Source organism: Photobacterium aquae, assembly GCF_001029445.1.
Lineage (GTDB): Bacteria > Pseudomonadota > Gammaproteobacteria > Enterobacterales > Vibrionaceae > Photobacterium > Photobacterium aquae.
The window spans coordinates 116,588-139,714 of the sequence record NZ_LDOT01000022.1; the positions used below are offsets into that span (position 1 = coordinate 116,588).

20 protein-coding genes and 2 tRNA genes are annotated in these 23,127 nt (G+C 52.6%); 19 read left to right on the forward strand and 3 right to left on the reverse strand.

The genetic code is table 11. The features are described 5' to 3' along the window. Positions 1-6: 6 nt before the first annotated feature. The 14 genes from ftsH (at position 7) to nlpI (ending at position 15,540) form a co-directional block, all read left to right on the forward strand. Positions 7-1,992 (forward strand): ATP-dependent zinc metalloprotease FtsH, encoded by a 1,986-nt coding sequence (gene ftsH / locus ABT56_RS14970; protein WP_157037868.1) that lies wholly within the window; start codon positions 7-9, stop codon positions 1,990-1,992. A 102-nt stretch (positions 1,993-2,094) separates the two neighbouring features. Then, a complete protein-coding gene (gene folP, locus ABT56_RS14975; protein WP_047879700.1) occupies positions 2,095-2,925 on the forward strand; it encodes a dihydropteroate synthase in 831 nt (276 codons plus the stop codon). A 46-nt stretch (positions 2,926-2,971) separates the two neighbouring features. Continuing rightward, positions 2,972-4,309 (forward strand): phosphoglucosamine mutase, encoded by a 1,338-nt coding sequence (gene glmM, locus ABT56_RS14980; protein ID WP_047879701.1) that lies wholly within the window; start codon positions 2,972-2,974, stop codon positions 4,307-4,309. Positions 4,310-4,502: 193 nt separating this feature from the next. After that, positions 4,503-4,835, forward strand: coding sequence for a preprotein translocase subunit SecG (gene secG, locus ABT56_RS14985; protein WP_047879702.1), 333 nt, complete (start codon positions 4,503-4,505; stop codon positions 4,833-4,835). Between the two features lie 9 nt (positions 4,836-4,844). Further along, positions 4,845-4,929 (forward strand) — tRNA-Leu (locus ABT56_RS14990). A gap of 58 nt (positions 4,930-4,987) precedes the next feature. Beyond that, positions 4,988-5,064: transfer RNA gene (locus ABT56_RS14995), tRNA-Met, on the forward strand. Positions 5,065-5,243: 179 nt separating this feature from the next. Further along, positions 5,244-5,699 carry a ribosome maturation factor RimP gene (rimP, locus tag ABT56_RS15000; RefSeq protein WP_047879703.1) on the forward strand — a complete coding sequence of 152 codons (456 nt, stop codon included), beginning with the start codon at positions 5,244-5,246 and terminating at the stop codon, positions 5,697-5,699. A 22-nt stretch (positions 5,700-5,721) separates the two neighbouring features. Then, on the forward strand, positions 5,722-7,209 hold the full coding sequence (gene nusA, locus ABT56_RS15005; protein WP_047879704.1) for a transcription termination factor NusA: 1,488 nt from the start codon (positions 5,722-5,724) through the stop codon (positions 7,207-7,209). A 28-nt stretch (positions 7,210-7,237) separates the two neighbouring features. Continuing rightward, positions 7,238-10,039, forward strand: coding sequence for a translation initiation factor IF-2 (gene infB, locus ABT56_RS15010; RefSeq protein WP_047879705.1), 2,802 nt, complete (start codon positions 7,238-7,240; stop codon positions 10,037-10,039). Between the two features lie 97 nt (positions 10,040-10,136). Beyond that, positions 10,137-10,535 carry a 30S ribosome-binding factor RbfA gene (gene rbfA, locus ABT56_RS15015; protein WP_047879706.1) on the forward strand — a complete coding sequence of 133 codons (399 nt, stop codon included), beginning with the start codon at positions 10,137-10,139 and terminating at the stop codon, positions 10,533-10,535. A gap of 3 nt (positions 10,536-10,538) precedes the next feature. After that, entirely contained in the window at positions 10,539-11,489 is a 951-nt protein-coding gene (truB, locus tag ABT56_RS15020; protein WP_047879707.1) for a tRNA pseudouridine(55) synthase TruB, read from the forward strand. A 253-nt stretch (positions 11,490-11,742) separates the two neighbouring features. Further along, positions 11,743-12,012, forward strand: coding sequence for a 30S ribosomal protein S15 (gene rpsO / locus ABT56_RS15025; protein WP_005369538.1), 270 nt, complete (start codon positions 11,743-11,745; stop codon positions 12,010-12,012). A 264-nt stretch (positions 12,013-12,276) separates the two neighbouring features. Further along, positions 12,277-14,397: a polyribonucleotide nucleotidyltransferase gene (pnp, locus tag ABT56_RS15030; protein ID WP_047879708.1), complete on the forward strand. Its 2,121-nt coding sequence runs from the start codon at positions 12,277-12,279 to the stop codon at positions 14,395-14,397. A 231-nt stretch (positions 14,398-14,628) separates the two neighbouring features. Further along, a complete protein-coding gene (gene nlpI / locus ABT56_RS15035; protein WP_205626091.1) occupies positions 14,629-15,540 on the forward strand; it encodes a lipoprotein NlpI in 912 nt (303 codons plus the stop codon). A gap of 72 nt (positions 15,541-15,612) precedes the next feature. On the opposite strand, the gene ABT56_RS15040 is transcribed toward nlpI, so the two are convergent. From ABT56_RS15040 to ABT56_RS15050, 3 genes are all read right to left on the reverse strand, one after another. Continuing rightward, entirely contained in the window at positions 15,613-16,488 is an 876-nt protein-coding gene (locus ABT56_RS15040) for a U32 family peptidase (RefSeq protein ID WP_047879710.1), read from the reverse strand. A 9-nt stretch (positions 16,489-16,497) separates the two neighbouring features. Then, positions 16,498-17,505: a ubiquinone anaerobic biosynthesis protein UbiU gene (ubiU, locus tag ABT56_RS15045; RefSeq protein WP_047879711.1), complete on the reverse strand. Its 1,008-nt coding sequence runs from the start codon at positions 17,503-17,505 to the stop codon at positions 16,498-16,500. A 185-nt stretch (positions 17,506-17,690) separates the two neighbouring features. Further along, positions 17,691-19,727, reverse strand: coding sequence for a sensor domain-containing protein (locus ABT56_RS15050; protein ID WP_047879712.1), 2,037 nt, complete (start codon positions 19,725-19,727; stop codon positions 17,691-17,693). 224 nt (positions 19,728-19,951) lie between these two features. On the opposite strand from ABT56_RS15050, the gene ubiT reads away from it, so the two are divergent. The 5 genes from ubiT (at position 19,952) to rimI (ending at position 22,847) form a co-directional block, all read left to right on the forward strand. Continuing rightward, entirely contained in the window at positions 19,952-20,479 is a 528-nt protein-coding gene (ubiT, locus tag ABT56_RS15055) for a ubiquinone anaerobic biosynthesis accessory factor UbiT (protein ID WP_047879713.1), read from the forward strand. Then, positions 20,463-20,966, forward strand: a complete 504-nt coding sequence (locus ABT56_RS15060; RefSeq protein ID WP_047879714.1) for a GNAT family N-acetyltransferase — start codon at positions 20,463-20,465, stop codon at positions 20,964-20,966. The genes ubiT and ABT56_RS15060 overlap by 17 nt, the downstream gene beginning before the upstream one ends. Positions 20,967-21,059: 93 nt before the next feature. Continuing rightward, the gene (locus tag ABT56_RS15065; protein WP_047879715.1) at positions 21,060-21,785 is read left to right on the forward strand and encodes an HAD family hydrolase; all 726 of its coding nucleotides are present in this window, start codon (positions 21,060-21,062) and stop codon (positions 21,783-21,785) included. Positions 21,786-21,975: 190 nt separating this feature from the next. Beyond that, complete coding sequence (locus tag ABT56_RS15070; protein ID WP_047879716.1) at positions 21,976-22,377, forward strand: DNA polymerase III subunit psi; 402 nt, start codon at positions 21,976-21,978, stop codon at positions 22,375-22,377. A 23-nt stretch (positions 22,378-22,400) separates the two neighbouring features. Next, positions 22,401-22,847, forward strand: coding sequence for a ribosomal protein S18-alanine N-acetyltransferase (gene rimI, locus ABT56_RS15075; protein ID WP_047879766.1), 447 nt, complete (start codon positions 22,401-22,403; stop codon positions 22,845-22,847). Positions 22,848-23,127 lie beyond the last annotated feature (280 nt).

The window sequence follows — 23,127 nt, forward strand, 5'->3', positions numbered from 1 at the left end:
AACACCTTGAGTGACATGGCAAAAAACTTGATTTTGTGGTTGGTTATCGCTGTGGTTCTGATGTCTGTTTTTCAGAGCTTCGGTCCGGGCGATAGTGCTGGCCGTCAAGTCGACTATACAACCTTTGTCCGTGAAATCGGTCAGGATCAGATAAGGGAAGTGCGATTCAATGATCGTGAAATTACGGTATTCAAACGTGATAACACGCGATACGTCACTTATCTACCTGTCTACAACGACCAAAAGCTGTTAGACGACCTAATTAACGCTAACGTAAAGGTTATGGGTACTCCACCGGAGGAGCCTAGCCTACTCGCTTCCATCTTTATCTCTTGGTTCCCGATGCTGTTGCTTATCGGGGTCTGGATCTTCTTCATGCGCCAGATGCAGGGCGGCGGTGGCAAAGGCGCCATGTCGTTCGGCAAATCTAAGGCCCGCATGATGAGCGAAGACCAGATTAAGACCACCTTTGCCGACGTGGCAGGGTGTGACGAAGCCAAGGAAGACGTAAAAGAATTGGTCGACTACCTGCGCGATCCAAGCCGCTTCCAGAAACTGGGCGGTAAGATCCCAACCGGTGTGTTGATGGTTGGTCCTCCTGGTACAGGTAAAACCTTGCTGGCGAAAGCCATTGCCGGTGAAGCCAAAGTACCGTTCTTTACTATCTCTGGTTCTGACTTCGTTGAAATGTTCGTCGGTGTGGGTGCGTCCCGTGTCCGTGACATGTTCGAGCAGGCGAAGAAAGCGGCACCTTGTATCATCTTTATCGATGAAATCGACGCCGTAGGCCGTCAGCGTGGTGCAGGTGTAGGCGGTGGTCACGATGAGCGCGAGCAGACATTGAACCAGATGCTGGTTGAAATGGATGGTTTCGAAGGTAACGAAGGTATCATCGTTATCGCGGCAACCAACCGCCCAGACGTACTTGACCCTGCGTTGTTGCGTCCTGGCCGTTTCGACCGCCAAGTGGTTGTCGGCTTGCCTGACGTCCGTGGTCGTGAGCAGATCCTGAAAGTACACATGCGCAAAGTACCGCTAGACGGTGACGTGAAGCCTGAGCTGATCGCTCGTGGTACTCCTGGCTTCTCTGGCGCTGACTTGGCGAACCTGGTGAACGAAGCGGCACTGTTTGCTGCCCGTGGCAACAAGCGTACCGTGTCTATGGTTGAGTTCGAACTGGCCAAAGACAAGATCATGATGGGTGCCGAGCGTAAGTCAATGGTAATGACCGATGACCAGAAAGAGTCAACGGCCTACCACGAAGCTGGCCACGCAATTATCGGTCGCTTGGTTCCTGACCATGATCCGGTCTACAAGGTTTCTATTATTCCTCGTGGCCGTGCGCTGGGTGTGACCATGTATCTGCCTGAGCAGGATCGTGTCAGCCACTCGCGTGAGTTCCTTGAGTCGATGATTTCTAGCCTGTATGGCGGTCGTCTGGCTGAAGAGCTGATTTACGGTCTTGAGAAAGTATCGACTGGTGCATCGAACGATATCGAGCGCGCAACTGAGATTGCCCGCAAGATGGTGACCCAGTGGGGCTTCTCTGACAAGATGGGTCCAATTCTGTATGCCGAAGATGAAGGCGAAGTCTTCCTTGGCCGCAGCGTAACCCAGACTAAGCACATGTCAGACGAAACGGCTCGCGCAATTGACGCTGAAGTACGTGCCATTATCGACCGCAACTACGAGCGTGCCCGTGAAATCCTTGCTCAAAACATGGATATCATGCATGCAATGAAAGATGCGCTGATGAAGTACGAGACGATTGATGCCGGTCAGATTGACGATTTGATGGAGCGTAAAGCCGTCATTCGTGCGCCGAAGGGTTGGGGTGACGAAAACGACACCATGAACTCTGATAGCGATGCTGAGAAGCCAGTCGCTGAGAAATCAGCTGCAGAGCCTGCTGCTCAAGCACCGAGTGAGCAGGATGTGCCAGAAGCACAGCCAGCCCAGCAGAATAAAGAAGACGACAAGCCACAGGCTTAAACGTTGTCGATAGCTACTAAACCCCGACTTAGTTCGGGGTTTTTTTTCATACCTGTGATGATCGGAACCGGCCCGCCATCATGGTAAACAAGGAGCCGAGACTTGATACTGACAAGCAAAGACAAATCCCTCGATCTTTCCCGTCCCCATACAATGGGAATCCTCAACGTTACCCCAGACTCTTTCTCCGACGGTGGCCGCTTTAACCAGCTTGATGCCGCGCTGCGCCATGCCGAGTCGATGCTCGAGGCGGGAACTTCAATTTTAGATATTGGCGGCGAGTCGACCCGCCCCGGAGCCGCGGATGTCGCGACCGAGCAGGAAATTGAGCGGGTAGTACCGGTTATTGAAGCGATCCGCGCGCGTTTCGACTGCTGGATCTCAATAGATACCAGCAAGGCGGCAGTAATGCGCGAGGCGGTACAGGCAGGGGCGGATTTGATCAACGATGTCCGCGCACTGCAGGAGCCGGGCGCGCTGGCCGTGGCAGCGGCAGCCCAAGTGCCAATCTGTTTGATGCATATGCAAGGACAACCGCGTACAATGCAGCATCAGCCTGTTTATCAGGACTTAATGGCAGATGTTGCTGGTTTCCTTGACGAGCGTGTCGCGGCTTGTGAAGCCGCAGGGATCCCTCGCCAGCAGTTGCTGTTGGATCCGGGGTTCGGCTTCGGCAAGACCTTGGAACACAATTACCAGTTATTGGCCAACCTTGAGGCCTTTCATCGATTTGAACTGCCTTTGCTGGTAGGAATGTCGCGCAAATCGATGATTTTTAAATTACTAAATAAAGAGCCTGCAGAATGTATGGCCGGTAGCTTGGCCTGTGCCGCTATCGCCGCCATGAAAGGGGCGCAAATTATCCGCGTTCACGATGCAAAAGAAACCGTAGACGTGCTGAAAGTCTGCGAAATGACCCTTGCCCAGTCATAGGGCATTCTGAGTCAGGCATATATAGATGAGTTGCTAGGAGCAGAACATGACAGAACGTAAATACTTCGGTACTGACGGGGTACGCGGATTGGTGGGTCAAGCACCGATCACGCCGGATTTTGTACTGAAGCTGGGTTGGGCCGCAGGCCGTGTGTTGTCTAAGCAGGGCACCAAGAAGGTCATTATCGGCAAGGATACCCGAATCTCGGGCTACATGCTGGAGTCGGCGCTGGAAGCTGGCTTGGCAGCCGCCGGTTTGCAGGCGGCCTTTACAGGCCCTATGCCTACGCCTGCTGTGGCCTACCTGACCCGTACATTCCGTGCCGAGGCCGGTATTGTGATTTCGGCGTCGCACAACCCGTATTACGATAACGGGATCAAATTCTTCTCGTCGGAAGGTACCAAGTTGCCGGACGAGGTCGAACTGGCTATCGAAGCCGAGCTGGAAAAGCCGCTTAACTGCGTGGAATCGGCGCTGTTGGGCAAGGCGTACCGGATCAACGATGCCGCCGGCCGTTACATTGAATTTTGCAAAGGGACATTCCCTAGCCAGCTCGATCTTGCTGGCTACAAAATTGTGGTCGACTGTGCTCACGGGGCGACTTACCACATTGCACCGAATGTTTTCAAAGAGCTGGGTGCTGAGGTAATCACCATCGGCTGTGAGCCTAACGGCATCAACATCAACGACAAGGTTGGTGCGACGGATGTTGCCGCATTGCAGGCCAAGGTACTGGAAGAGAAAGCCAACTTCGGTATTGCGCTGGACGGTGACGGTGACCGCGTGATCATGGTGGACGAAGAAGGCAACAAGGTCGACGGTGACCAGATTGCCTATATCATTGCCCGTGACGCGCTTCGCCGTGGTGAGCTCAAAGGCGGTGTGGTCGGTACCTTGATGACCAACCTTGGCATGGAGAATGCGCTTAAGAACCTGGGTATTCCGTTTGTTCGTGCCAATGTCGGTGACCGCTACGTGATGGAAGAACTGCAAAAGCAGGGCTGGCTGATCGGTGCCGAGAACTCAGGCCACGTTATCCTGCTGGACAAGGTGACCACGGGCGACGGTATTGTGGCAGGCTTGCAGGTTATGGCATCGATTGTCGGCAGCAAGATGACCCTCAAGGAGTTGGCTGACGGCATGACCATGTACCCTCAGGTGCTGGAAAACGTCCGTTTCAGCGGTGATAGCAATCCGCTTGAATCTGCACTGGTTGTTGCGGCACAGGCAGAAGTTGAAGCTACACTTGGAGAGAAGGGGCGGGTGCTGCTGCGCAAGTCGGGCACCGAGCCGCTGATCCGTGTTATGGTCGAAGGGGAAGACGGTGAGCTGGTGAAAGCCTCGGCGCTAAAAATTGCCGAAGCGGTTAAAGCAAGCTTCTAACCTTCTGTTTTAGACTAAAAATAGCCGGTTTTGCTTAATTCTTCGGCAGGTGATCGGCGAATCTTCAAATTCGCTAAAATTTTGCTTGTCAGTCGGATTCTGTTTCGCTAGTATTCATCCCGCTCCTTAAGGAAGGGGTGCGCTGGCGGTGCTAAAGCAAGGCCGGCACAACAACTTAACCATAGGTGGAAACATGTACGAAATTCTACTTGTGATTTATCTGTTGGCTGCGCTTGGTGTGATTGGCCTAGTATTGGTTCAACAAGGTAAAGGCGCAGATATGGGAGCCTCTTTCGGGGCTGGCGCATCAGGCACACTGTTTGGCGCTAGTGGCTCTGGTAACTTTCTTACCCGAATGACGACAATTTTGGCAACAATCTTTTTCGTCATCAGTTTGGTTCTTGGTAATATGAGCACCAAGCAAGCGAACGAAGTCAGTGGTTGGGAAGACCTAGCAGCACCGGCTCAAGAAAAAGTTGTTGAGAAAACTGAGACTGCGCCAGTAAATAGCGACATTCCTCAGTAAAAGAATTTAGCCGAGATGGTGAAATTGGTAGACACGCTAGCATGAGGTGCTAGTGCCGTAAGGTGTAGGGGTTCAAGTCCCCTTCTCGGCACCATTATTTGGTTACTTGAAAAAGTAACGTCTGAGCGGTATAATTCGCATCAGATTACGGACGCGGGGTGGAGCAGCTTGGTAGCTCGTCGGGCTCATAACCCGAAGGTCGTTGGTTCAAATCCGGCCCCCGCAACCACTTCCGAAAAAACAGACTATCTTAATTGTTAGATTGTTTTTTCTGCCACAGCCTAGGTTGTGGTAAACAGGGTCCAGTGATATTAAACCCCGTAATTCGGGGTTTTTTATTATCTGAAAAATGACCATTCAGGTATCTACTGGGCTTTATAGCCCTTTTTTTGTTTCCGGGGGGTTGTCTTGACAGCTTTAGAGATGCAATTGACCGAACTGCTTGATGCGCCGGTAACGGCGACAGGTTACGAATTAGTCGGTCTGGAATTTATCCGTGCAGGCGAACATTCAACACTTCGCGTGTTTATTGATCACGAAAACGGTATCACCGTTGAAGATTGTGCAGAAGTAAGCCGTCAGGTTAGCGCAGTAATGGATGTTGAAGATCCAATCACTGTAGCCTATAACCTGGAGGTCTCTTCCCCTGGTCTTGAAAGGCCACTATTCAAAGCCGCACATTACCAACAGTTTATTGGCCACGAAGTCAGCCTTGTGCTGAAAATGGCGATGGGCAACCGTCGCAAGTGGAAAGGTGACATCATTGCCGTTGATGGCGAGCTGGTCACGCTAAACGTAGATGGCAATGAAGAAACGTTTGCACTAAGCAATATTTCCAAGGCCAACCTGGTTCCAAAATTCTAACCGCTAAATTGGGGCACTAGAAATGAACAAAGAAATCTTGGCTGTCGTTGAAGCGGTATCCAACGAAAAAGCTGTTCCTCGTGAGCGTATTTTTGAAGCGCTTGAAATCGCGCTTGCAACCGCAACGAAGAAAAAATACGAAGCCGAAATCGACGTTCGCATCGCGATCGATCGTAAAACTGGCGAATTCGAAACTTTCCGTCGTTGGAAAGCGGTAGAAGAAGTTACCCAGCCTACGCTGGAAATGACTATCGAAGCGGCGCAGTACGACGACGAGACTATCCAGCTAGGTGATTTTGTCGAAGAAGAAATCCAATCGGTAACCTTCGACCGTATCACCACCCAGACTGCCAAGCAGGTTATTGTACAGAAAGTTCGTGAAGCCGAGCGTGCGCAGATCGTTGAGCAGTTCATCGACAACGAAGGTGAGCTGATCACCGGTGTGGTTAAGAAAGTAAACCGTGACGCAGTGATCGTTGATCTGGGTAACAACGCTGAAGCTGTTATCCTGCGTGAAGATCAGTTGCCACGTGAAAACTTCCGTCCGGGTGACCGTGTGCGTGGTTTGCTGTATGCTGTACGTCCAGAAGCGCGCGGTTTCCAGCTGTTTATGACCCGTTCTAAGGCAGAAATGCTGTCTGAACTGTTCCGCATCGAAGTGCCAGAAATTGGCGAAGAGATGATCGAACTGATGGGCGCTGCTCGTGATCCGGGTTCTCGTGCCAAGATTGCCGTTAAGACTAACGACAAGCGTATCGACCCAGTTGGTGCGTGTGTTGGTATGCGTGGCGCACGTGTTCAGGCTGTTTCTGGCGAGCTTGGCGGTGAGCGTATCGATATCGTGCTGTGGGACGAAAACCCAGCTCAGTACGTGATCAATGCAATGGCTCCTGCTGAAGTTAGCTCTATCATCGTGGACGAAGACAACCACACGATGGACATCGCAGTAGAGAAAGACAACCTAGCACAGGCTATCGGCCGCAGCGGTCAGAACGTACGTCTTGCTTCTCAGCTAACTGGCTGGGAATTGAACGTAATGACGGTTGAAGATCTACAGAAGAAACACCAGGAAGAAGCGCAAGAGTCAATTGACAACTTCACTAAGTACCTGGATATCGATGAAGGTTTCGCAACTTCACTGGTTGAAGAAGGCTTCACGACACTAGAAGAAATTGCTTACGTTCCAGTTGCAGAGCTACTGGCTGTCGACGGTCTTGATGAAGACACTGTCGAAGAGCTGCGTAACCGTGCGAAAGAAGCGTTGACGACTCTTGCCCTTGCTCAGGAAGAAGCACTGGAAGGTGCCGAGCCTGCTGAAGACCTATTGGGTCTGGAAGGCCTTGAGCGTGAACTGGCTTACAAGCTAGCCGCGAAGGGTGTATGCACGCTGGAAGATCTTGCTGATCAGGGTACAGATGATCTAACCGACATCGAAGGTGTCGACGAAGCGAAAGCGGGTGAGTTGATCATGGCAGCACGTAATATCTGCTGGTTCAGCGACGAAGCATAAAATATTTTAATCGCAAGGGAGGAGCAGCATGTCAGAGGTTACAGTTAAAGCATTAGCCGAAGAAATCGGCACGCAGATTGACCGTTTGCTTCAACAGTTTGCCGATGCAGGTATCACCAAGAAAGACAGTGATACCGTAAGCCAACAGGAAAAACAGTCGCTACTAAGCCATCTTCAAAAAGAACATGGCGGCAGTGGTACTGGTGAGGCTCCTACACGCCTTACCTTGCAACGTAAGACCCGAAGCACGCTGAGTGTTTCGGGCTCTGGTGGCAAGAATAAAAGCGTTCAAGTAGAAGTGCGCAAAAAGCGCACCTACGTAAAGCGCTCTGCGCTTGAAGACGAACAGCGTGTCGCTGAAGAAGCGAAGCGTGAGGCAGAAGAAGCAGCCAAGCGCGAAGCCGAACAGGCAGCGAAACGCGAAGCCGAAGAAGCGGCCAAGCGTGAAGCCGAAGAGGCGGCCAAGCGAGAAGCCGAAGAACGTGAAAAACGTGAGGCAGAAGAGCGGGCAAAACGTGAAGCTCAAGAAGCTGAACAACACGCTGCTGAAGAAAGGCGTTTAGCTGAAAGTGAAGCCGAACGTGATTCAGATAAGAAAGCCAAGCGCGAAGCTGAGGAAAAGCTGAAGCGCGAAGCTGAAGATAAGCGTCTGGTGGAACAGAAAGAAACCAAACGCACCGCTGATGAAAAGGCTAAGAAAGATGCTGAGGCGCTCCAACGTCGCCGGGAAGAGGAAGCCAAGCGTAAAGCCGAAGAAGAGAGTCAGCGGCAGCTAGAAGAGGCACGCAAGATGGCAGAAATGAATGAAAAGAACTGGTCAAAAGCTGACCAGGAAAAAGGTAATATGGATAAAACAGACTACCATACTACAACGTCTACCTACGCGCGCGCTGCGGAAGACGAGCAGGATCGTAAAGAAGAAGGCGCACGCCGTCGTAAGAAGAAGAAACCTGGCGCTAAGCAAGATGATCGCGCAAACGCCCGTGGCGGCCGTAACCAGCGTGGTCGTGGTAAGCCTCAGATGGCTAAGCCTACATCTATGCAGCACGGTTTCGATAAGACAGCAACAGTCGCTAAGCAAGATGTTGTGATCGGCGAGACTATCGTTGTGTCTGAACTTGCTAACAAGATGTCTGTTAAAGGCGTTGAAGTTATCAAGGTGATGATGAAGATGGGTGCAATGGCAACCATCAACCAGGTTATCGACCAAGAAACAGCAGCGCTTGTTGCTGAAGAAATGGGCCACAAGGTTATCCTACGCAAAGAAAACGAACTGGAAGAATCCGTTCTGTCTGACCGTGACGAGAACCTGACTACCGTTCCGCGTGCACCTGTTGTTACCATCATGGGCCACGTTGACCACGGTAAGACTTCTACCCTTGACTACATCCGTAAAGCACACGTTGCAGCGGGCGAAGCCGGCGGTATTACCCAGCACATCGGTGCATACCACGTTGAAACTGACAACGGTATGATCACCTTCCTAGATACTCCGGGACACGCCGCGTTTACCGCAATGCGTGCTCGTGGTGCTCAGGCAACGGATATCGTTGTTCTTGTTGTAGCAGCAGACGATGGCGTAATGCCACAGACAATCGAAGCGATTCAGCACGCGAAAGCGGCTGGCGTACCTCTGATTGTTGCCGTGAACAAGATCGACAAAGAAGATGCGAACCCAGACAACGTTAAGAACGAGCTTGCTCAGTACGACGTTATCCCAGAAGAATGGGGCGGCGAGAACATCTTCGTTCACATCTCTGCGAAGCAGGGTACGAACATCGATGGTCTGCTAGAAGCTATCCTACTTCAAGCTGAAGTTCTTGAACTAACAGCAGTTGCTGAAGGCATGGCGAAAGGTGTGGTTGTTGAATCACGTCTTGATAAAGGCCGCGGTCCTGTTGCAACTATCCTGGTTCAGGAAGGTACCCTGCGCAAGGGCGATATCGTTCTGTGTGGTCTGGAGCATGGCCGTGTTCGTGCGATGCGTGATGAGCGTGGTCAGGAGATCGAATCTGCTGGTCCATCTATCCCAGTTGAGATCCTAGGTCTGTCAGGCGTACCGTCTGCCGGTGACGAAGCGACAGTTGTACGTGACGAGCGTAAAGCGCGTGAAGTTGCACTGTACCGCCAAGGCAAATTCCGTGACGTTAAACTGGCTCGCCAGCAGAAAGCGAAACTGGAAAACATGTTTGCCAACATGGCTGCCGGTGAAGTTGCTGAACTTAACGTTGTACTGAAAGCTGACGTACAGGGTTCTGTTGAAGCAATCGCTGACTCACTACGCAAACTGTCTACCGACGAAGTTAAAGTTAACATCGTAGGTTCAGGCGTAGGTGGTCTAACAGAAACTGACGCTGTACTTGCAGCTGCGTCTAACGCAATCCTACTTGGCTTCAACGTTCGTGCTGATGCATCAGCGCGTCGTACTATCGAAGCTGAGAACCTGGATCTTCGCTACTACTCAATCATCTACCAGCTGATTGACGAAGTGAAAGCGGCAATGGGCGGCATGCTTTCTCCTGAATTCCGTCAGGAGATCATCGGTCTTGCTGAAGTACGTGACGTGTTCAAGTCACCTAAACTGGGCGCGATCGCTGGCTGTATGGTTACCGAAGGTACTATCAAGCGCAGCAACCCAATTCGCGTTCTACGTGATAACGTTGTTATCTACGAAGGTGAACTGGAATCACTACGTCGCTTCAAAGATGACGTTGCTGAAGTGAAGAACGGCTACGAGTGTGGTATCGGCGTTAAGAACTACAACGACGTACGCGTAGGCGACCAGATCGAAGTTTACGAAATCATCGAGATTCAGCGTACCCTTGACTAATCCCCAAGGCGCTAGCTGAACTAGGATGAAGAAATAATCTATGGGGAGCTTAGGCTCCCCATTCTTTCAAGAGCGTTTTCTCTAAGAGAGGCATTGAATGTCTAAAGAATTTAGCCGTACTCAGCGTGTTGCCCAGCAACTGCAAAAAGAGCTAGCGGTGATCATGCAGCGTGAAATCAAAGACTCACGTATCGGCATGGCAACTATTTCAAGCGTTGAAGTATCACGCGACATGGGTTACGCCAAAGTGTACGTAACCTTCCTGACAGTAGGCGAGCAAACGCCGGAAGAGAGCCTAGAAGCACTGCGCGAAATGGCTCCGTACATCCGTTCGCTGCTGGGCAAGCAGATCCGCCTGCGCGTAACGCCAGAGCTGAACTTTATCTTCGATAAGTCTCTGACTGAAGGTATGCGCATCTCGAACTTGGTGAGCAAGGCCGTTCGTGATGATGAAGAGCGCCGTGGCAATGAGCCACGCGAGGAAGGCGAGGAGTAATCCATGGCCCGTCGTCGTAAAGGCCGTGCTATTGACGGTGTGATCCTGTTGGACAAGCCAACCGGGATCAGCTCCAACGATGCATTGCAGAAAGTAAAGCGTATTTTCTTCGCAGAGAAAGCAGGCCACACTGGTGCGCTTGACCCGCTGGCAACCGGCATGCTGCCGATTTGCTTTGGCGAGGCAACCAAGTTCTCCCAGTTCCTGCTGGATTCGGACAAGCGCTACCGCGTGATTGCCAAGCTGGGCGAGCGTACCGACACCTCCGATTCGGACGGCGAAGTGGTACAGACCCGCGAAGTGAAGGTAGACCGTGGCCAGCTTGAGCGTTGTATTGCCAAGTTCCGTGGTACAACCGACCAGATCCCATCGATGTACTCGGCACTGAAATACCAGGGCCGCAAGCTGTACGAATATGCCCGCGAGGGAATTGAAGTACCGCGCGAGCCACGCAAGATCACCGTTTACTCGGTTGAGTTGCTGCGCTTTAGCAACAACGAAGTGGAAATGGAACTGCACGTATCCAAAGGCACCTACATCCGTACCATCGTTGATGATTTGGGAGAGATGCTAGGCTGCGGCGCACACGTGATCGACCTGCGTCGTACCGGCGTGTCTAACTTCCCGCTTGAGCGCATGGTAACGCTGGAGCAGCTCAATGCGCTGCTGGAGCAAGCCAACGAGCAAGATATCGCCCCGCGCGAATTGCTTGACCCGCTGTTGCTGCCTACAGATACTGCAGTGCAGGATCTGCCTGAGGTGAACATCATTCCGGCGCTGGCGGTATACATCCGTAACGGCAACCCGGTTAATGCAGGCCGCGTACCGGAAGAAGGTACCCAAGTTCGCATCACCGTGGGTGAGCAGCATGAGTTCATCGGCGTGGGTGTGATCGACGGCGAAAACATGCTGGCACCAAAGCGCGTGTTCGCCAACCCGCAGCCGGCGAAGTGATCCTCGGCTGCTGGCATGGCTAGCGCGTGGTGCGCTAGGTGTCATTGCCCGCCATGATAATAAAAGCCGCCAGCCCGATAGGGCAGGCGGCTTTTTGTTTTTCATCGCGGATTTTGTTTTTTGCAATCGCATTGTTCATTGAATATTCCCTTGTAGTTAACTTAGCCTCCACGTATAATCCGCGGCTCGGGTGTCGGCTGAATCAGAGATTGGCTGACACAAGTTAAAAACAATTTTGTATTAGGAATGAGTTATGTCTCTGAATGCAGAAACTAAAGCAGCAATCGTTGCTGAATACGCGCAGTGCGAAAACGACACTGGTTCTCCTGAAGTTCAGGTTGCTCTGCTAACAGCGCAAATCAACCACCTTCAAGGTCACTTTGCTAACCACAAGCACGACCACCACAGCCGTCGCGGTCTACTACGCATGGTTTCTCGTCGTCGTAAGCTTCTAGATTACCTAAAAGGTAAGAACCTAGATCGTTACCAAGACCTAATCAAGCGTCTAGGCCTACGCCGCTAAGATTGCTTTTAGAAAGGAGCCGCAAGGCTCCTTTCTTTTTATCAGGCCCTTTGTGCACAGTATTTGTGCGAAGTGGTAGTAACACGTGTCGTTTTCGTCGACCTTAAGGTCGCGGCTAATGACAGTTCTCCTGTGCGGAGGGTTATCATTAGTCGCGATGGCGTGAAATTACCGTAAAGTGCCTTTCATCACATGACGCTTTTCCTTGTGTCAGATATACTTAACGACGCAAATAAAAAGCGGAATAATACTAAGGAAATTCACGTGAATCCTATCGTAAAGACATTCCAGTACGGTAACCACACGGTTACTATCGAAACTGGTGTTATGGCACGTCAAGCGACGGCTGCTGTTATGGTCAGCATGGACGATACATCTGTATTCGTTTCTGTGGTTGGTAAGAAAGAAGCGGTAGAAGGCCAGGACTTCTTCCCATTGACTGTAAACTACCAAGAGCGTACTTACGCTGCGGGTAAAATCCCTGGTGGTTTCTTCAAGCGTGAAGGTCGTCCATCTGAAGGTGAAACACTGACTGCTCGCCTGATCGACCGTCCAATCCGTCCGCTATTCCCAGACGATTTCAAAAACGAAGTACAAGTTATTGCTACTGTCGTTTCTGTAAACCCAGACGTTCAGCCTGATATCCCAACAATGATTGGTACATCAGCGGCACTGGCTATCTCTGGTATCCCATTCAATGGTCCAATCGGCGCAGCACGCGTTGGTTTCATCAACGACCAGCTAGTTCTGAACCCAAGCAACAAAGAGCTTGATCAGAGCCGTCTTGACCTAGTAGTAGCCGGTACTGAAGGCGCTGTACTGATGGTTGAGTCAGAAGCTGACCGCCTAAGCGAAGAGCAAATGCTTCAGGCAGTGGTATTCGGCCACGACCAGCAGCAAGTTGTGATCAACGCGATCAAAGAGTTCGCTGCTGAAGTGAACACGCCAGCTTGGAACTGGGTTGCACCTGTTGAAAACACTGAACTGAAAGCACGCGTTGCTGAGCTTGCTGAAGCTCGCCTAGCTGATGCTTACCAGATCACTGAGAAAATGGCACGTTACGAAGCTGTTGGCGCAATCAAGAGCGACGTGACTGAAGCCCTACTGGCTGAAAACGACGAGCTAGATGCGAACGAAATCCGTGGCATGCTAAGCTCGCTTGAGAAGAAAGTTGTACGTAGCCGCATCATCGCTGGCAACCCACGTATCGACGGCCGTGAAAAAGACATGGTTCGTGCGCTAGACGTACGCACTGGCGTACTGCCACGTACTCACGGTTCATCTCTGTTCACCCGTGGTGAAACTCAGGCGCTGGTAACAGCTACTTTGGGTACTCAGCGTGACGCACAGATCATCGACGAGCTAACTGGCGAGCGTAAAGATCACTTCCTGCTTCACTACAACTTCCCTCCATACTGTGTAGGCGAAACAGGTTTCGTTGGTTCACCTAAGCGTCGTGAAATCGGCCACGGTAAACTGGCTAAGCGCGGTATCGCAGCGGTAATGCCTTCTGTTGATGAGTTCCCGTACACAGTACGTGTTGTTTCTGAAATCACAGAATCAAACGGTTCGTCTTCAATGGCGTCTGTATGTGGTACGTCTCTAGCGCTGATGGACGCTGGTGTGCCAATCAAAGCATCTGTTGCGGGTATCGCAATGGGTCTTGTGAAAGAAGGCGACGACTTCGTTGTTCTGTCTGACATCCTAGGTGACGAAGACCACCTTGGCGACATGGACTTCAAAGTAGCGGGTACTGAAGACGGTGTTACTGCCCTGCAGATGGACATCAAGATCGAAGGTATCACCAAAGAAATCATGCAAATCGCCCTAAACCAGGCGAAAGGTGCGCGTACGCACATCCTTAGCGTGATGGATCAGGCGATCAACGCGCCCCGCGAAGACATCTCTCAGTTCGCACCACGCATCCACACCATGAAGATCAGCCCTGAGAAGATCAAGGACGTGATTGGTAAAGGTGGTGCGGTTATCCGTGCGCTAACTGAAGAAACTGGCACTACAATCGAAATCGAAGACGACGGTACAGTGAAGATCGCTGCAACCGAAGGTACCGCTGCGCAAGAAGCTATCCGCCGTATCGAAGAGATCACTGCTGAAGTTGAAGTTGGCCGTATCTACACTGGTAAAGTAATGCGTATCGTAGACTTCGGTGCGTTCGTTTCTGTTATCGGTGCGAAAGAAGGCCTGGTACACATCTCTCAGATCTCTCAAGAGCGCGTAGAGAAAGTATCTGACTACCTAGAAATGGGTCAGGAAGTACAGGTTAAGGTACTGGAAATCGACCGTCAGGGCCGTATCCGCCTAAGCATGAAAGAAGCTCAGGGCGAGCAGGCTCCTGCCGCTGCTGAGGAAAAGCCAGAAGCATAACGCTTTTTGCTAAAACCATGATATAAAGGGGCTATTAAGCCCCTTTTTCATGTCCGGGTACATGTAACCGGAAAGAGAGGGGATCTGTGAGCTCCCGTCTCGTTGTTAGGTAATACTAATCTTATTCGTTAGCTCATTCGTTGGATTGGTATAAATGGCATAGCCTGGCCCGTACATGGGCATTGATGGTATATGCTAGAGTTAGAAGCGTCTCACTGAGGGAGAACGGCATTGATTACAAATAGGATGAAGCTGGCATGTCTGGCTCTGACCATGGTATTGGCCGGGTGTTCTTCACCCCAGCAGCAATGGAACCAGCCACCGATGGCCGTTCCGTTCCAGCCAACCATTCAGCAACAGATCCAGCTGGCCCGCATCGACCAGTTGCTAAAGCGCAACGATTTGGACAATGCCACATTGGCACAGGTGTTCTACGAGCGCGGCCTGCTGCGCGATAGCCTTGGCTTGCGTGATCTGGCCCGCCTAGACTTCAACCAGTCGTTGTCGCTCAAGCCGGATCAGCCAGACGTATTCAATATTCTTGGTGTCTACTTTATCCAGAGTGCCCACTTTGATGCGGCATACGAAGCATTTGACTCGACCCTTGAGCTGGATGTGACCCATCCGTTTGCCCAGCGCAATCGCGGTATCGCCCTGTATTACGGTGGTCGCTACCAGTTGGCCTATGAGGATCTCAATGCCCACTACCAGCAGGGTATCAATGATCCCTACCGGGCGATTTGGCTCTACTTGGTGGAGCTTGAGCGTGAGCCCGAGAAGGCCCAGCAGAAATTGCGCAACTGGTATGATGCCAGCGACAAGCAAGAGTGGGGATGGCAGATTGTCCGCCTGTATCTTAATGACGTCAGCGAGCGTGATTTCCTCAACAGTATTGCCCTAGAGAGCGAAGACAACGACATGCTGGCGGAGCGCCTGACCGAAGCGTATTTCTACCTTGGCAAGCGTTACCATCACAACAAGGATTTCCCGGCTGCGCTGATGCTCTACAAGCTGACGCTGGCAGGCAATGTCTATGAGTACGTCGAGCACCGTTTCGCGCTGCTGGAGCTCAACAGACTGATGACCGAGGTCAACAACCAGCCGCAGCCTGCTGCCGTCACGGACAGCAACGAAGAGGCTTGATAGGCCGGGTTATCGGATAAACAAAAAAGCCGCGTTTTATAACGCGGCTTTTTTTATGGTATCGGCAGGCTGTTATTCGATGTTCAGGCCGGCCAGGTTGTGCCAGTAGCCATTACACTGGTGGCCGCCGGCAAGCGGCTGCGGGTGGCTGCCGGTTTGGTTGGCGCGGAAGTCGTCGACCACCGACAGGGTGTCGATACCCAGCGGGCTGAGGCGGACAACGTCGACCAGGCCTTCCATCCCCTTGAGATCATTGATCAGGTTGTAGCAGTAACCTGATTGGGTCTGGATACCGTTGAGGGTGAAGACTTTCTGCTCTTCCTGGCTGTTCACCGTGATCCCGGTCGGGTACTTGATACAGCAGGTTTCGCAGTCATCCTTGGCGCGATCTTCGGCGCGGGCGGTGAAGCAACGGGCCGAGTAGGCCAGCGGCAGGTAGCCGTAACTGAAGACTTCCGTTTCGAACTTGTCGCGGATCCCCATCTGCTCGCACTGCTCGGCGACATTCTGCAGCCACTGGCGTGACAGCTCAACCGGCATGCACCAGCGAACCATGCCTTTTTTCAAAAACAGGTTCAGGGTCTGGGCGTTATAGCAGTTGACCGCAGGGCCGACCACGAACGGTACACGCTTTTCGTGGGCAAGCTGGATCGCCGACACGTCATTGGCCTCGACAATGAACTCGCCGTTGTCGATGTATTTCTTCATCACGTTGACTTCGCTCGGCGCCTCGAGCAGTGCCATCGTCGACAGGACGACCTGCTTGCCGGTACCGGCGATATCACGGGCGATATCAAACCAGTGGGCCGGTTTCATCTCGCGGCGTTTTGAGCACACCGTCTCGCCAAGGTAGATGATATCGGTATTGGCTTGTTTGGCTTGCTGGTAGAAGGCTTCCACGTCTGTTTGCGGCCAGAAGTACAGCAGCGGACCAAGAGAATATTTCATGCTGGCTCCTTATTGCCATTTACGGTGGTAGGCACCCAGAGTGGTCTGCTTGCCTTCTGAGACATTGCCCAGACAGGCGTTCCACGCCGGTTCGACACTGTAGCCCTCAGGGTTGGCCAGATAGCGGTCGATGGCCGCACGCCAGGTTTTGGTTACCTGCTCGACATAGGCCGGGCTGCGCTGGCGTCCTTCGATTTTCACCGAGGAAATATTGGCCTTGAACAGCTCAGGCAGAATCTCTAGCGTGTTGAGGCTGGTTGGCTCTTCCAGTGCATGGTAGCGGCGGTTCTGGCCATCGAGGTTTACATCGAAGCGGCCTTTGCACAGGGTCGGGTAGCCAGCGTTCTCGCCTGCTGCGTAACGGTCGATCAGCACTTCGTTCAGGCGCGATTCCAGTCCCTGCGCCGTTTCCTGCCAGCGTACGAACTTGGCGGGTGAACAGGCTCCCACGGTGTTTGGCGACTCGCCGGTCATGTACGATGACAGGTAGCAGCGGCCTTCTGACATAATGCACAGGCTGCCGAAGGCAAACACTTCTAGTTCGACATCGGTATTGCGGGCCAGTTGCTTCACCTGGTGGATTGACAATACGCGCGGCAGTACTACGCGCTTCACATTGAAGTTCTGCTTGTAGAAGTCAATGGCTGCGGTGTTGGTGGCCGAGGCCTGTACCGACAGGTGCAGTTCCAGATCCGGGTATTTGGTTGCGGCGTAGTCAAGTACCGCGATATCCGCCACGATCAGGGCGTCGACGCCCATCGCTGCGGCGTTGTCTACTGCCGCGCGCCAGCGGTCGAAACCATCTGGGTGGGCAAAGGTGTTAAGGGCAACGTGGAGCTTGCGGTTGTGGTCGCGAACATATTCGACGGCTTTCTCAAGCTTGCGGCCTGAGAAGTTGAGTCCTGCAAAATGGCGCGCATTGGTGTCATCTTTGAATCCGATGTATACCGCGTCGGCGCCGTTGTCGATGGCAGTTTTTAGCGCTGGCAGGTTGCCAGCGGGGCAAAGTAGCTCCATTTTTTTATCTACCAAGGTGGAATGAGTCATGGAGCAAATAGTAGGGGGCGAGCGCCCCCGAAGTTTTGATATCAGGCAGGTTTTGTTGATTTAGGACAACTTATTTTCCATTAATGGTGCTTTCCCGATGAATAATTCGCCGTTGTATGCTCCGGGTATACTCATCGGGCATTGCCGTTATTCTATTATCCGACCCGGGCGTGTTTGTGGAGCAGTGCTTCCACCTCGTTTTTCGGGATCGGCTTGAAGAAATGGAAGCCCTGGATCGCATTGCAGTTGAGGTTCGACAGCAAGGTGGCCTGCTGGCGGGTTTCGACCCCTTCGGCTACGACACTCATATTGAGTGACTTGCCGAGGTTGATGATATTCTCGATCAGGGTCAGCTGCTTGGGCACGGTGTCGATGTCCTTGATGAAGGCACGGTCGATCTTCAGCTCGTCCAGCGGGAAGCGGGCAAGGTAGGAGAGCGACGAGTAGCCGGTACCGAAGTCGTCGATAGAGAGCGAGAAACCGAGTTTCTTGATGGCGTTAAGCATCTGGATCGTATGCTCGCCGTCGCTCATTACCGCGCTCTCGGTCAGCTCGAAGGTGATATCGAGCGGGTTGACCCCGGTTGCCTTGCGCAGGTTATCGACGAACTGGATCAGGTTGGGGTTGCCGAACTGCTGCGGCGAGAGGTTGATCGCCACCTTGCCCTTGAGCAGATTTTGCGACTTCCACTGGCGCACGGTGGTGAACACCTCGCGCATCACTGCCTGGCCGAGTTGCTCGATCATCCCCGAGCGCTCGGCGACCGGGATAAACTGCCCCGGGCTGATATAGCCTTCGACCGGGTGCTTCCAGCGAACCAGTGCCTCAGCCCCGTCTATCGAGTAGTCGCGGGCATTCACCTTGGGCTGGTACCACACTTCCAGTCCTTTGTTCTGCAATGCTTTTTGCAGCTCTATCTCGAGCCATAGCTGCATCCTCGCTTCCTTGTTCATCTCCTCGGTGAACTTGACCACTCGGTTGCGGCCGCGGTGCTTGGCCTCGTACATTGCGGTATCGGCATTTTGCAGCAGCACCCGGGCATCGTTGCCGTTGCCGGGGTAGCTGACCATGCCGATAGAGCAGGCAAGGTGCTTGCTGAAATGGTGGAGGTTGAACGGCTGGTTGATCAGCGAGATAACCTGATCGGCGATCAGATCGCCGCTGCGGGCATGCTCGGGGTTGGGCAGCAAGATGGCAAACTCGTCACCGCTGAGGTGGCCAATGGTGGCGTTGCTCGGCAGCAGGCGGCGCAGGCGCTGGGCGATTTCCTGCAAGACCTGATCGCCGATATGGTGGCCGAGTGAGTCATTGATGTTCTTGAAGTTGTCGATATCGAGGTAGAGCATGGTCAGCGGGGTCTGCTGGCCGATTATCTGCTCGAGCTGGCGGCTGAAACCGTGGCGGTTGTACAGTCCGGTGAGCGGGTCGATATGGATCAGGTGTTCGATTTTTTCCGGCTTGAGGGCATTTTTGCTGTTGTCTTGCAACAGTACCAGCTTGGCCGGTGAACCGAGGAAGTTGATGGCCGTCGACGACAGTCGCAGCGGGCGCTGGCTCGGACAGTGACTGCTGGTTTGGCAATTGCGTGACTCACCCCGGCTGAGTGATTGCAGGTGTGCCTTGCGAACCGGCTTGCCGTTGCTGTCGGTAATAAAACGGCCGAGCTCCATACCCTTAATATCATTGGTAGAGGCAAAGCCGAGCAGAGCGGCGGCCTGCGGGTTGGCACTGAGGATGGTATTGTCCTCGACCACGCAGCACCCATCGTTGATCAGCAGGCTGAGTTCTTGAATCTGCTGCTCGAGATCTTGAATCGAGTGGGTCAGGATCTGGCGTTCGGAGGTATCGATACAGTGCAGCACGATATAGAGCACCTTGCCATTGCTGTCACTAATCGGTGCCAGAGTGAAGTGCATGCTGGTATCATGGCGGTTGTCGTTGAGCACAACCTCGCTTTCAATGCGTTCGCCCCCGAAGGCGCGTTCGTAATAAGGGCGCATGGTTTGGTAAAACGTCTGGCCGAGGGTATCGGTATCGTTAAGACCGATCAGCTCTTCCCGCGTCATACCGCTTATTTCACAGTAGCGACTGTTGACGACCAGATAGTTGTGCTGGGCGTCGAGTACCGCGAATAAAAATGGGCTATGGTCGGTTAGCAGGGGGAACCAGAAGTTGAGTTGCTCTGTCGGCATGATTAGAAGCGTCTGTCCATTGTAGCTGCCATCTGAGACAGGTTGATTTCAAAGTAATATACCCTGCCTCAGGCAGGGTTTGCCAAACTTTACCCCGACAAAACCGGTTTTTTTGACTCAAGGCATAAAATACGAGCCTTTTGTTGCCATACAATCGTTAGGGTTTGTTATCTTTCTTAGTAAAGCGACAACCTTACAGATGATCTAAAGAGGATGATTACATAGTGATTGCTCAACTGAGAAAACAGCTGGTCCAGCGTGGCCCTGCATTGCTACGCGTACCGGCAAGTTTCACCCCTTTTTCTATCCAGAAAAAAGTGATGCTAGAAGGGTTGGGACTGGTTTTTAAGGAAGCCTTGGAAGATGGAGATTTTGAGTTTCTGGAAGACCGTTGGCTGAAAGTGGAAGTACGCGATCTTGGCCTGCAGTGGTTTATTAGCTTCCAGAATGAGCAATTGGTGGTTTCCCAGCATGTTGACCAGGAAGATGTCAGCTTCAGCGGCGACTTTCATGACCTGCTGCTGATAGCGGCACGTAAGGAAGATCCGGATACCCTGTTTTTCCAGCGTCGCCTACGTATCGAAGGCGATACCGAACTGGGTCTGGAGGTAAAGAACCTGATGGACAGTATCGATCTTGACTCGTTGCCAGGGCCGATGAAGTTCATGCTCGAGCAGTCTGCCGACTTTGTTCACAAGGGGATGACAACGCCTGATAATCACCGTGAGGTTGCCCATGCTCATCAGAACTGAGGCTCCAGCCGATATCCTACCTATTGACCGTTTGCTGAAGTCGGTGTTCGATACCGAGGCCGAAGCCAATTTGGTGATGAAGCTGCGTGAAAACGGTCGCTGTACGTTGTCCTTGGTGGCTTGTAACGACGAGGGCGAGGTGGTCGGCCACGTATTCTTCAGCCCGGTACTGCTCGATGGCGAAGACTACTACTGGCAAGGGCTTGCACCGATGGCGGTCAACGCGGACTACCAGCGGCAGGGGGTTGGCCTGGCTATGCTTGAAGAGGCCAAGCAAATGCTGGCTGAGTTCGGCTACCCGGCAGCCGTTGTGCTCGGGCATAGCGACTACTACCCGAAAGCGGGGTTCGAAGTGGCTGCCAAGCACGGCATCTTGTGCCCGTATGACGCACCTGAAGAAGCGTTCATGGTGCAGGCATATGTTCCCGGCGCACTCGAAGGCCGAACAGGAACTATTGAATATTGCCCCGAGTTCGCCGATTTGTAGCTGTAATTAGCAAAATGATAGCAATTAATCTTATAGCTTATTGATTTCGTTATTATAGATACTGGCTTGACATGAAGAAGGTAGGAAAGCGATTTGCTCAAAGCAATTTTTCTCGATATGGATGAAACCCTGTGTGGTACATCTGAAGCCGATCAACTGGCAGGACAGGCATTTGCTTGCTGGGTCAAGGAAACTTACCCGGAGTTGGTAAACGAGCAACGTTTTATCGAACGTTACTTGGCTGGTGTCTATAAACAACTCAACTCAGAGTTTCCTCAGCTTGTTGCTCTGCTGCCTGACGAAGGGGCATTTCGTACAGGATTGATCCGAGCCTTGCTGGCAGAGCAGGGGGTAGACGTTGACAGCGATGAAGCCTGTGCCGCACAAGCATATTTTGATGATCAGCGTATGGCGGCCTTTACGTTTTTCCCCGGAGTGGCCGAACTGCTGCGAACTTTGCGTGAGCGCTATAAGTTGGTGGTTATCACCAATGGGCCGACTTTCTCCCAGTATCCGAAATTGGCGGCGGTGAAGATGCCTGATTGGGTTGATCATATTATCGTTGGTGGTGATGAGCCGGAGGAGAAACCGGCTGCGAGTATTTTCCAAAAGGCCCTGGATTTGGTTGGCGCATTTCCTGAAGAGGTACTGCATATTGGGGACTCTCTATCAAGTGATATCGCAGGAGCCAATCGGATGGGGATCAAAAGCGTTTGGGTGGATGCTTCCGGGGAAGGTATTGCAGGAAGTGATATTGTGCCAACTTATACTGTCCGTAGTGCGGCTGAATTACCATTGATATTGGCTGATTTTCAATAAGTGTTAGTCGGTAGCTATTTCGTATTGGGTTATTCGTTAGCTTATTCAAAAACAGAGGAGCCTGCATGGCTCCTTTGTTTTTGATGATTTTGGAGCATTCTAGAATAAGACCCCGCCGTATTTTTTACTGCCCGTCAGGGGCGGATCTGGTAGTATCCCCAGCCATAATCTAGGCAAGCAAGGTGAGTGGATGAAACAACGAGATTTACAGCTCATGCAGGAAATGGGGCTGACGTACTGGCAGGTACGCAAGCCGGATTTTTTTCCTGACCGTGAGGTGCCAGCCATTGATTTGCCTGAAACCTGCAAGTTGCTGTTTGTCTGCGATGACCCGCTCGATGAGCAAGACCGGTGGCTGTTCGGCCGTATTCTGCTCAGTATGAAGCTGACGCCCGAGCAGGCGTTGCTGCTGCCGTCTTCGGCCACTGAGCTGATCCGCGAGCACCATCTTACCTGGTGCTGGCAGGCGGGTTGCACAGCACCGCATCCGGCGGGGTGCCAGTTGCTGACATCGGTGCCGCTCAAGCAGATGCACACCCATCCCAGCGCCAAGAAAGCCTTGTGGCAGCAAATTTGCAGCTATGACAATTAACCCTATCTTTTGATTTGTTGATGATGACATCCAGTATTGTTCCTCTGGCGCCGTACCATCTAGATGATGTGTGGCGTATCGAGCAGGCCGCCCATGCCTTTCCGTGGGCCGAGTCGATGATCCGCAAGGATCCCAATAGAATTGCCGTCAATATTGCCCTCGAAGTCGATGGCAAGCTGGTGGGCTACTGTTTTGGCCAGTTGGTCGCTGGCGAGGCGACCCTGCTCAATATCGCGATTGATCCGGCCCTTCAGGGCAAGGGTTACGGCAAGCAGTTGCTCGACGGTTTTATCGAGGCTATTCAAAGCCGTGCGGGCGAAGAGATTTGGCTCGAAGTGCGCGAGAGCAACACCCGTGCCTACCAGCTGTACGAGGCGACGGGTTTCAATGAAATTAACCGCCGCGAAGGCTATTACCCAGCGGCGGACGGCCGTGAAGATGCCCTGATCATGACTTACTATGTGATGTAGTGGGTTGGCCGCGCGCGCCCCTTGCTGGTCAGGGGGCGGCACGGGCGTCTTAGTGCTGTCTCTTTGGCTGGAGTTTGCGTATAATTCCGCCATCTTTACCACTCCTGACAGTAAACCGGCACATCGACGAGAGGGCGATATGTAGCAACTTTGAGGTGCGGCACCCGGAAACGGGCAGCCTTCTGGTTACGATGAGGTGCTTGTCCTGCTATCAGGCCATGCACGCTGTTTAGGAGTCAGGCACCGGCTATATGTGGCCGGTGGCCATGTCACCATTGAA

What these genes read in the sequence shown, in the direction of transcription:
- glmM (WP_047879701.1), top strand. Translation starts at nt 2,972, where the DNA reads ATGACAGAACGTAAATACTTCGGTACTGACGGGGTACGCGGATTGGTG.
- secG (WP_047879702.1), top strand. Translation starts at nt 4,503, where the DNA reads ATGTACGAAATTCTACTTGTGATTTATCTGTTGGCTGCGCTTGGTGTG.
- nusA (WP_047879704.1), top strand. Translation starts at nt 5,722, where the DNA reads ATGAACAAAGAAATCTTGGCTGTCGTTGAAGCGGTATCCAACGAAAAA.
- infB (WP_047879705.1), top strand. Translation starts at nt 7,238, where the DNA reads ATGTCAGAGGTTACAGTTAAAGCATTAGCCGAAGAAATCGGCACGCAG.
- rbfA (WP_047879706.1), top strand. Translation starts at nt 10,137, where the DNA reads ATGTCTAAAGAATTTAGCCGTACTCAGCGTGTTGCCCAGCAACTGCAA.
- truB (WP_047879707.1), top strand. Translation starts at nt 10,539, where the DNA reads ATGGCCCGTCGTCGTAAAGGCCGTGCTATTGACGGTGTGATCCTGTTG.
- rpsO (WP_005369538.1), top strand. Translation starts at nt 11,743, where the DNA reads ATGTCTCTGAATGCAGAAACTAAAGCAGCAATCGTTGCTGAATACGCG.
- ABT56_RS15040 (WP_047879710.1), bottom strand. Translation starts at nt 16,488, where the DNA reads ATGAAATATTCTCTTGGTCCGCTGCTGTACTTCTGGCCGCAAACAGAC.
- ubiU (WP_047879711.1), bottom strand. Translation starts at nt 17,505, where the DNA reads ATGGAGCTACTTTGCCCCGCTGGCAACCTGCCAGCGCTAAAAACTGCC.
- ABT56_RS15050 (WP_047879712.1), bottom strand. Translation starts at nt 19,727, where the DNA reads ATGCCGACAGAGCAACTCAACTTCTGGTTCCCCCTGCTAACCGACCAT.
- ABT56_RS15060 (WP_047879714.1), top strand. Translation starts at nt 20,463, where the DNA reads ATGCTCATCAGAACTGAGGCTCCAGCCGATATCCTACCTATTGACCGT.
- ABT56_RS15070 (WP_047879716.1), top strand. Translation starts at nt 21,976, where the DNA reads ATGAAACAACGAGATTTACAGCTCATGCAGGAAATGGGGCTGACGTAC.
- rimI (WP_047879766.1), top strand. Translation starts at nt 22,401, where the DNA reads ATGACATCCAGTATTGTTCCTCTGGCGCCGTACCATCTAGATGATGTG.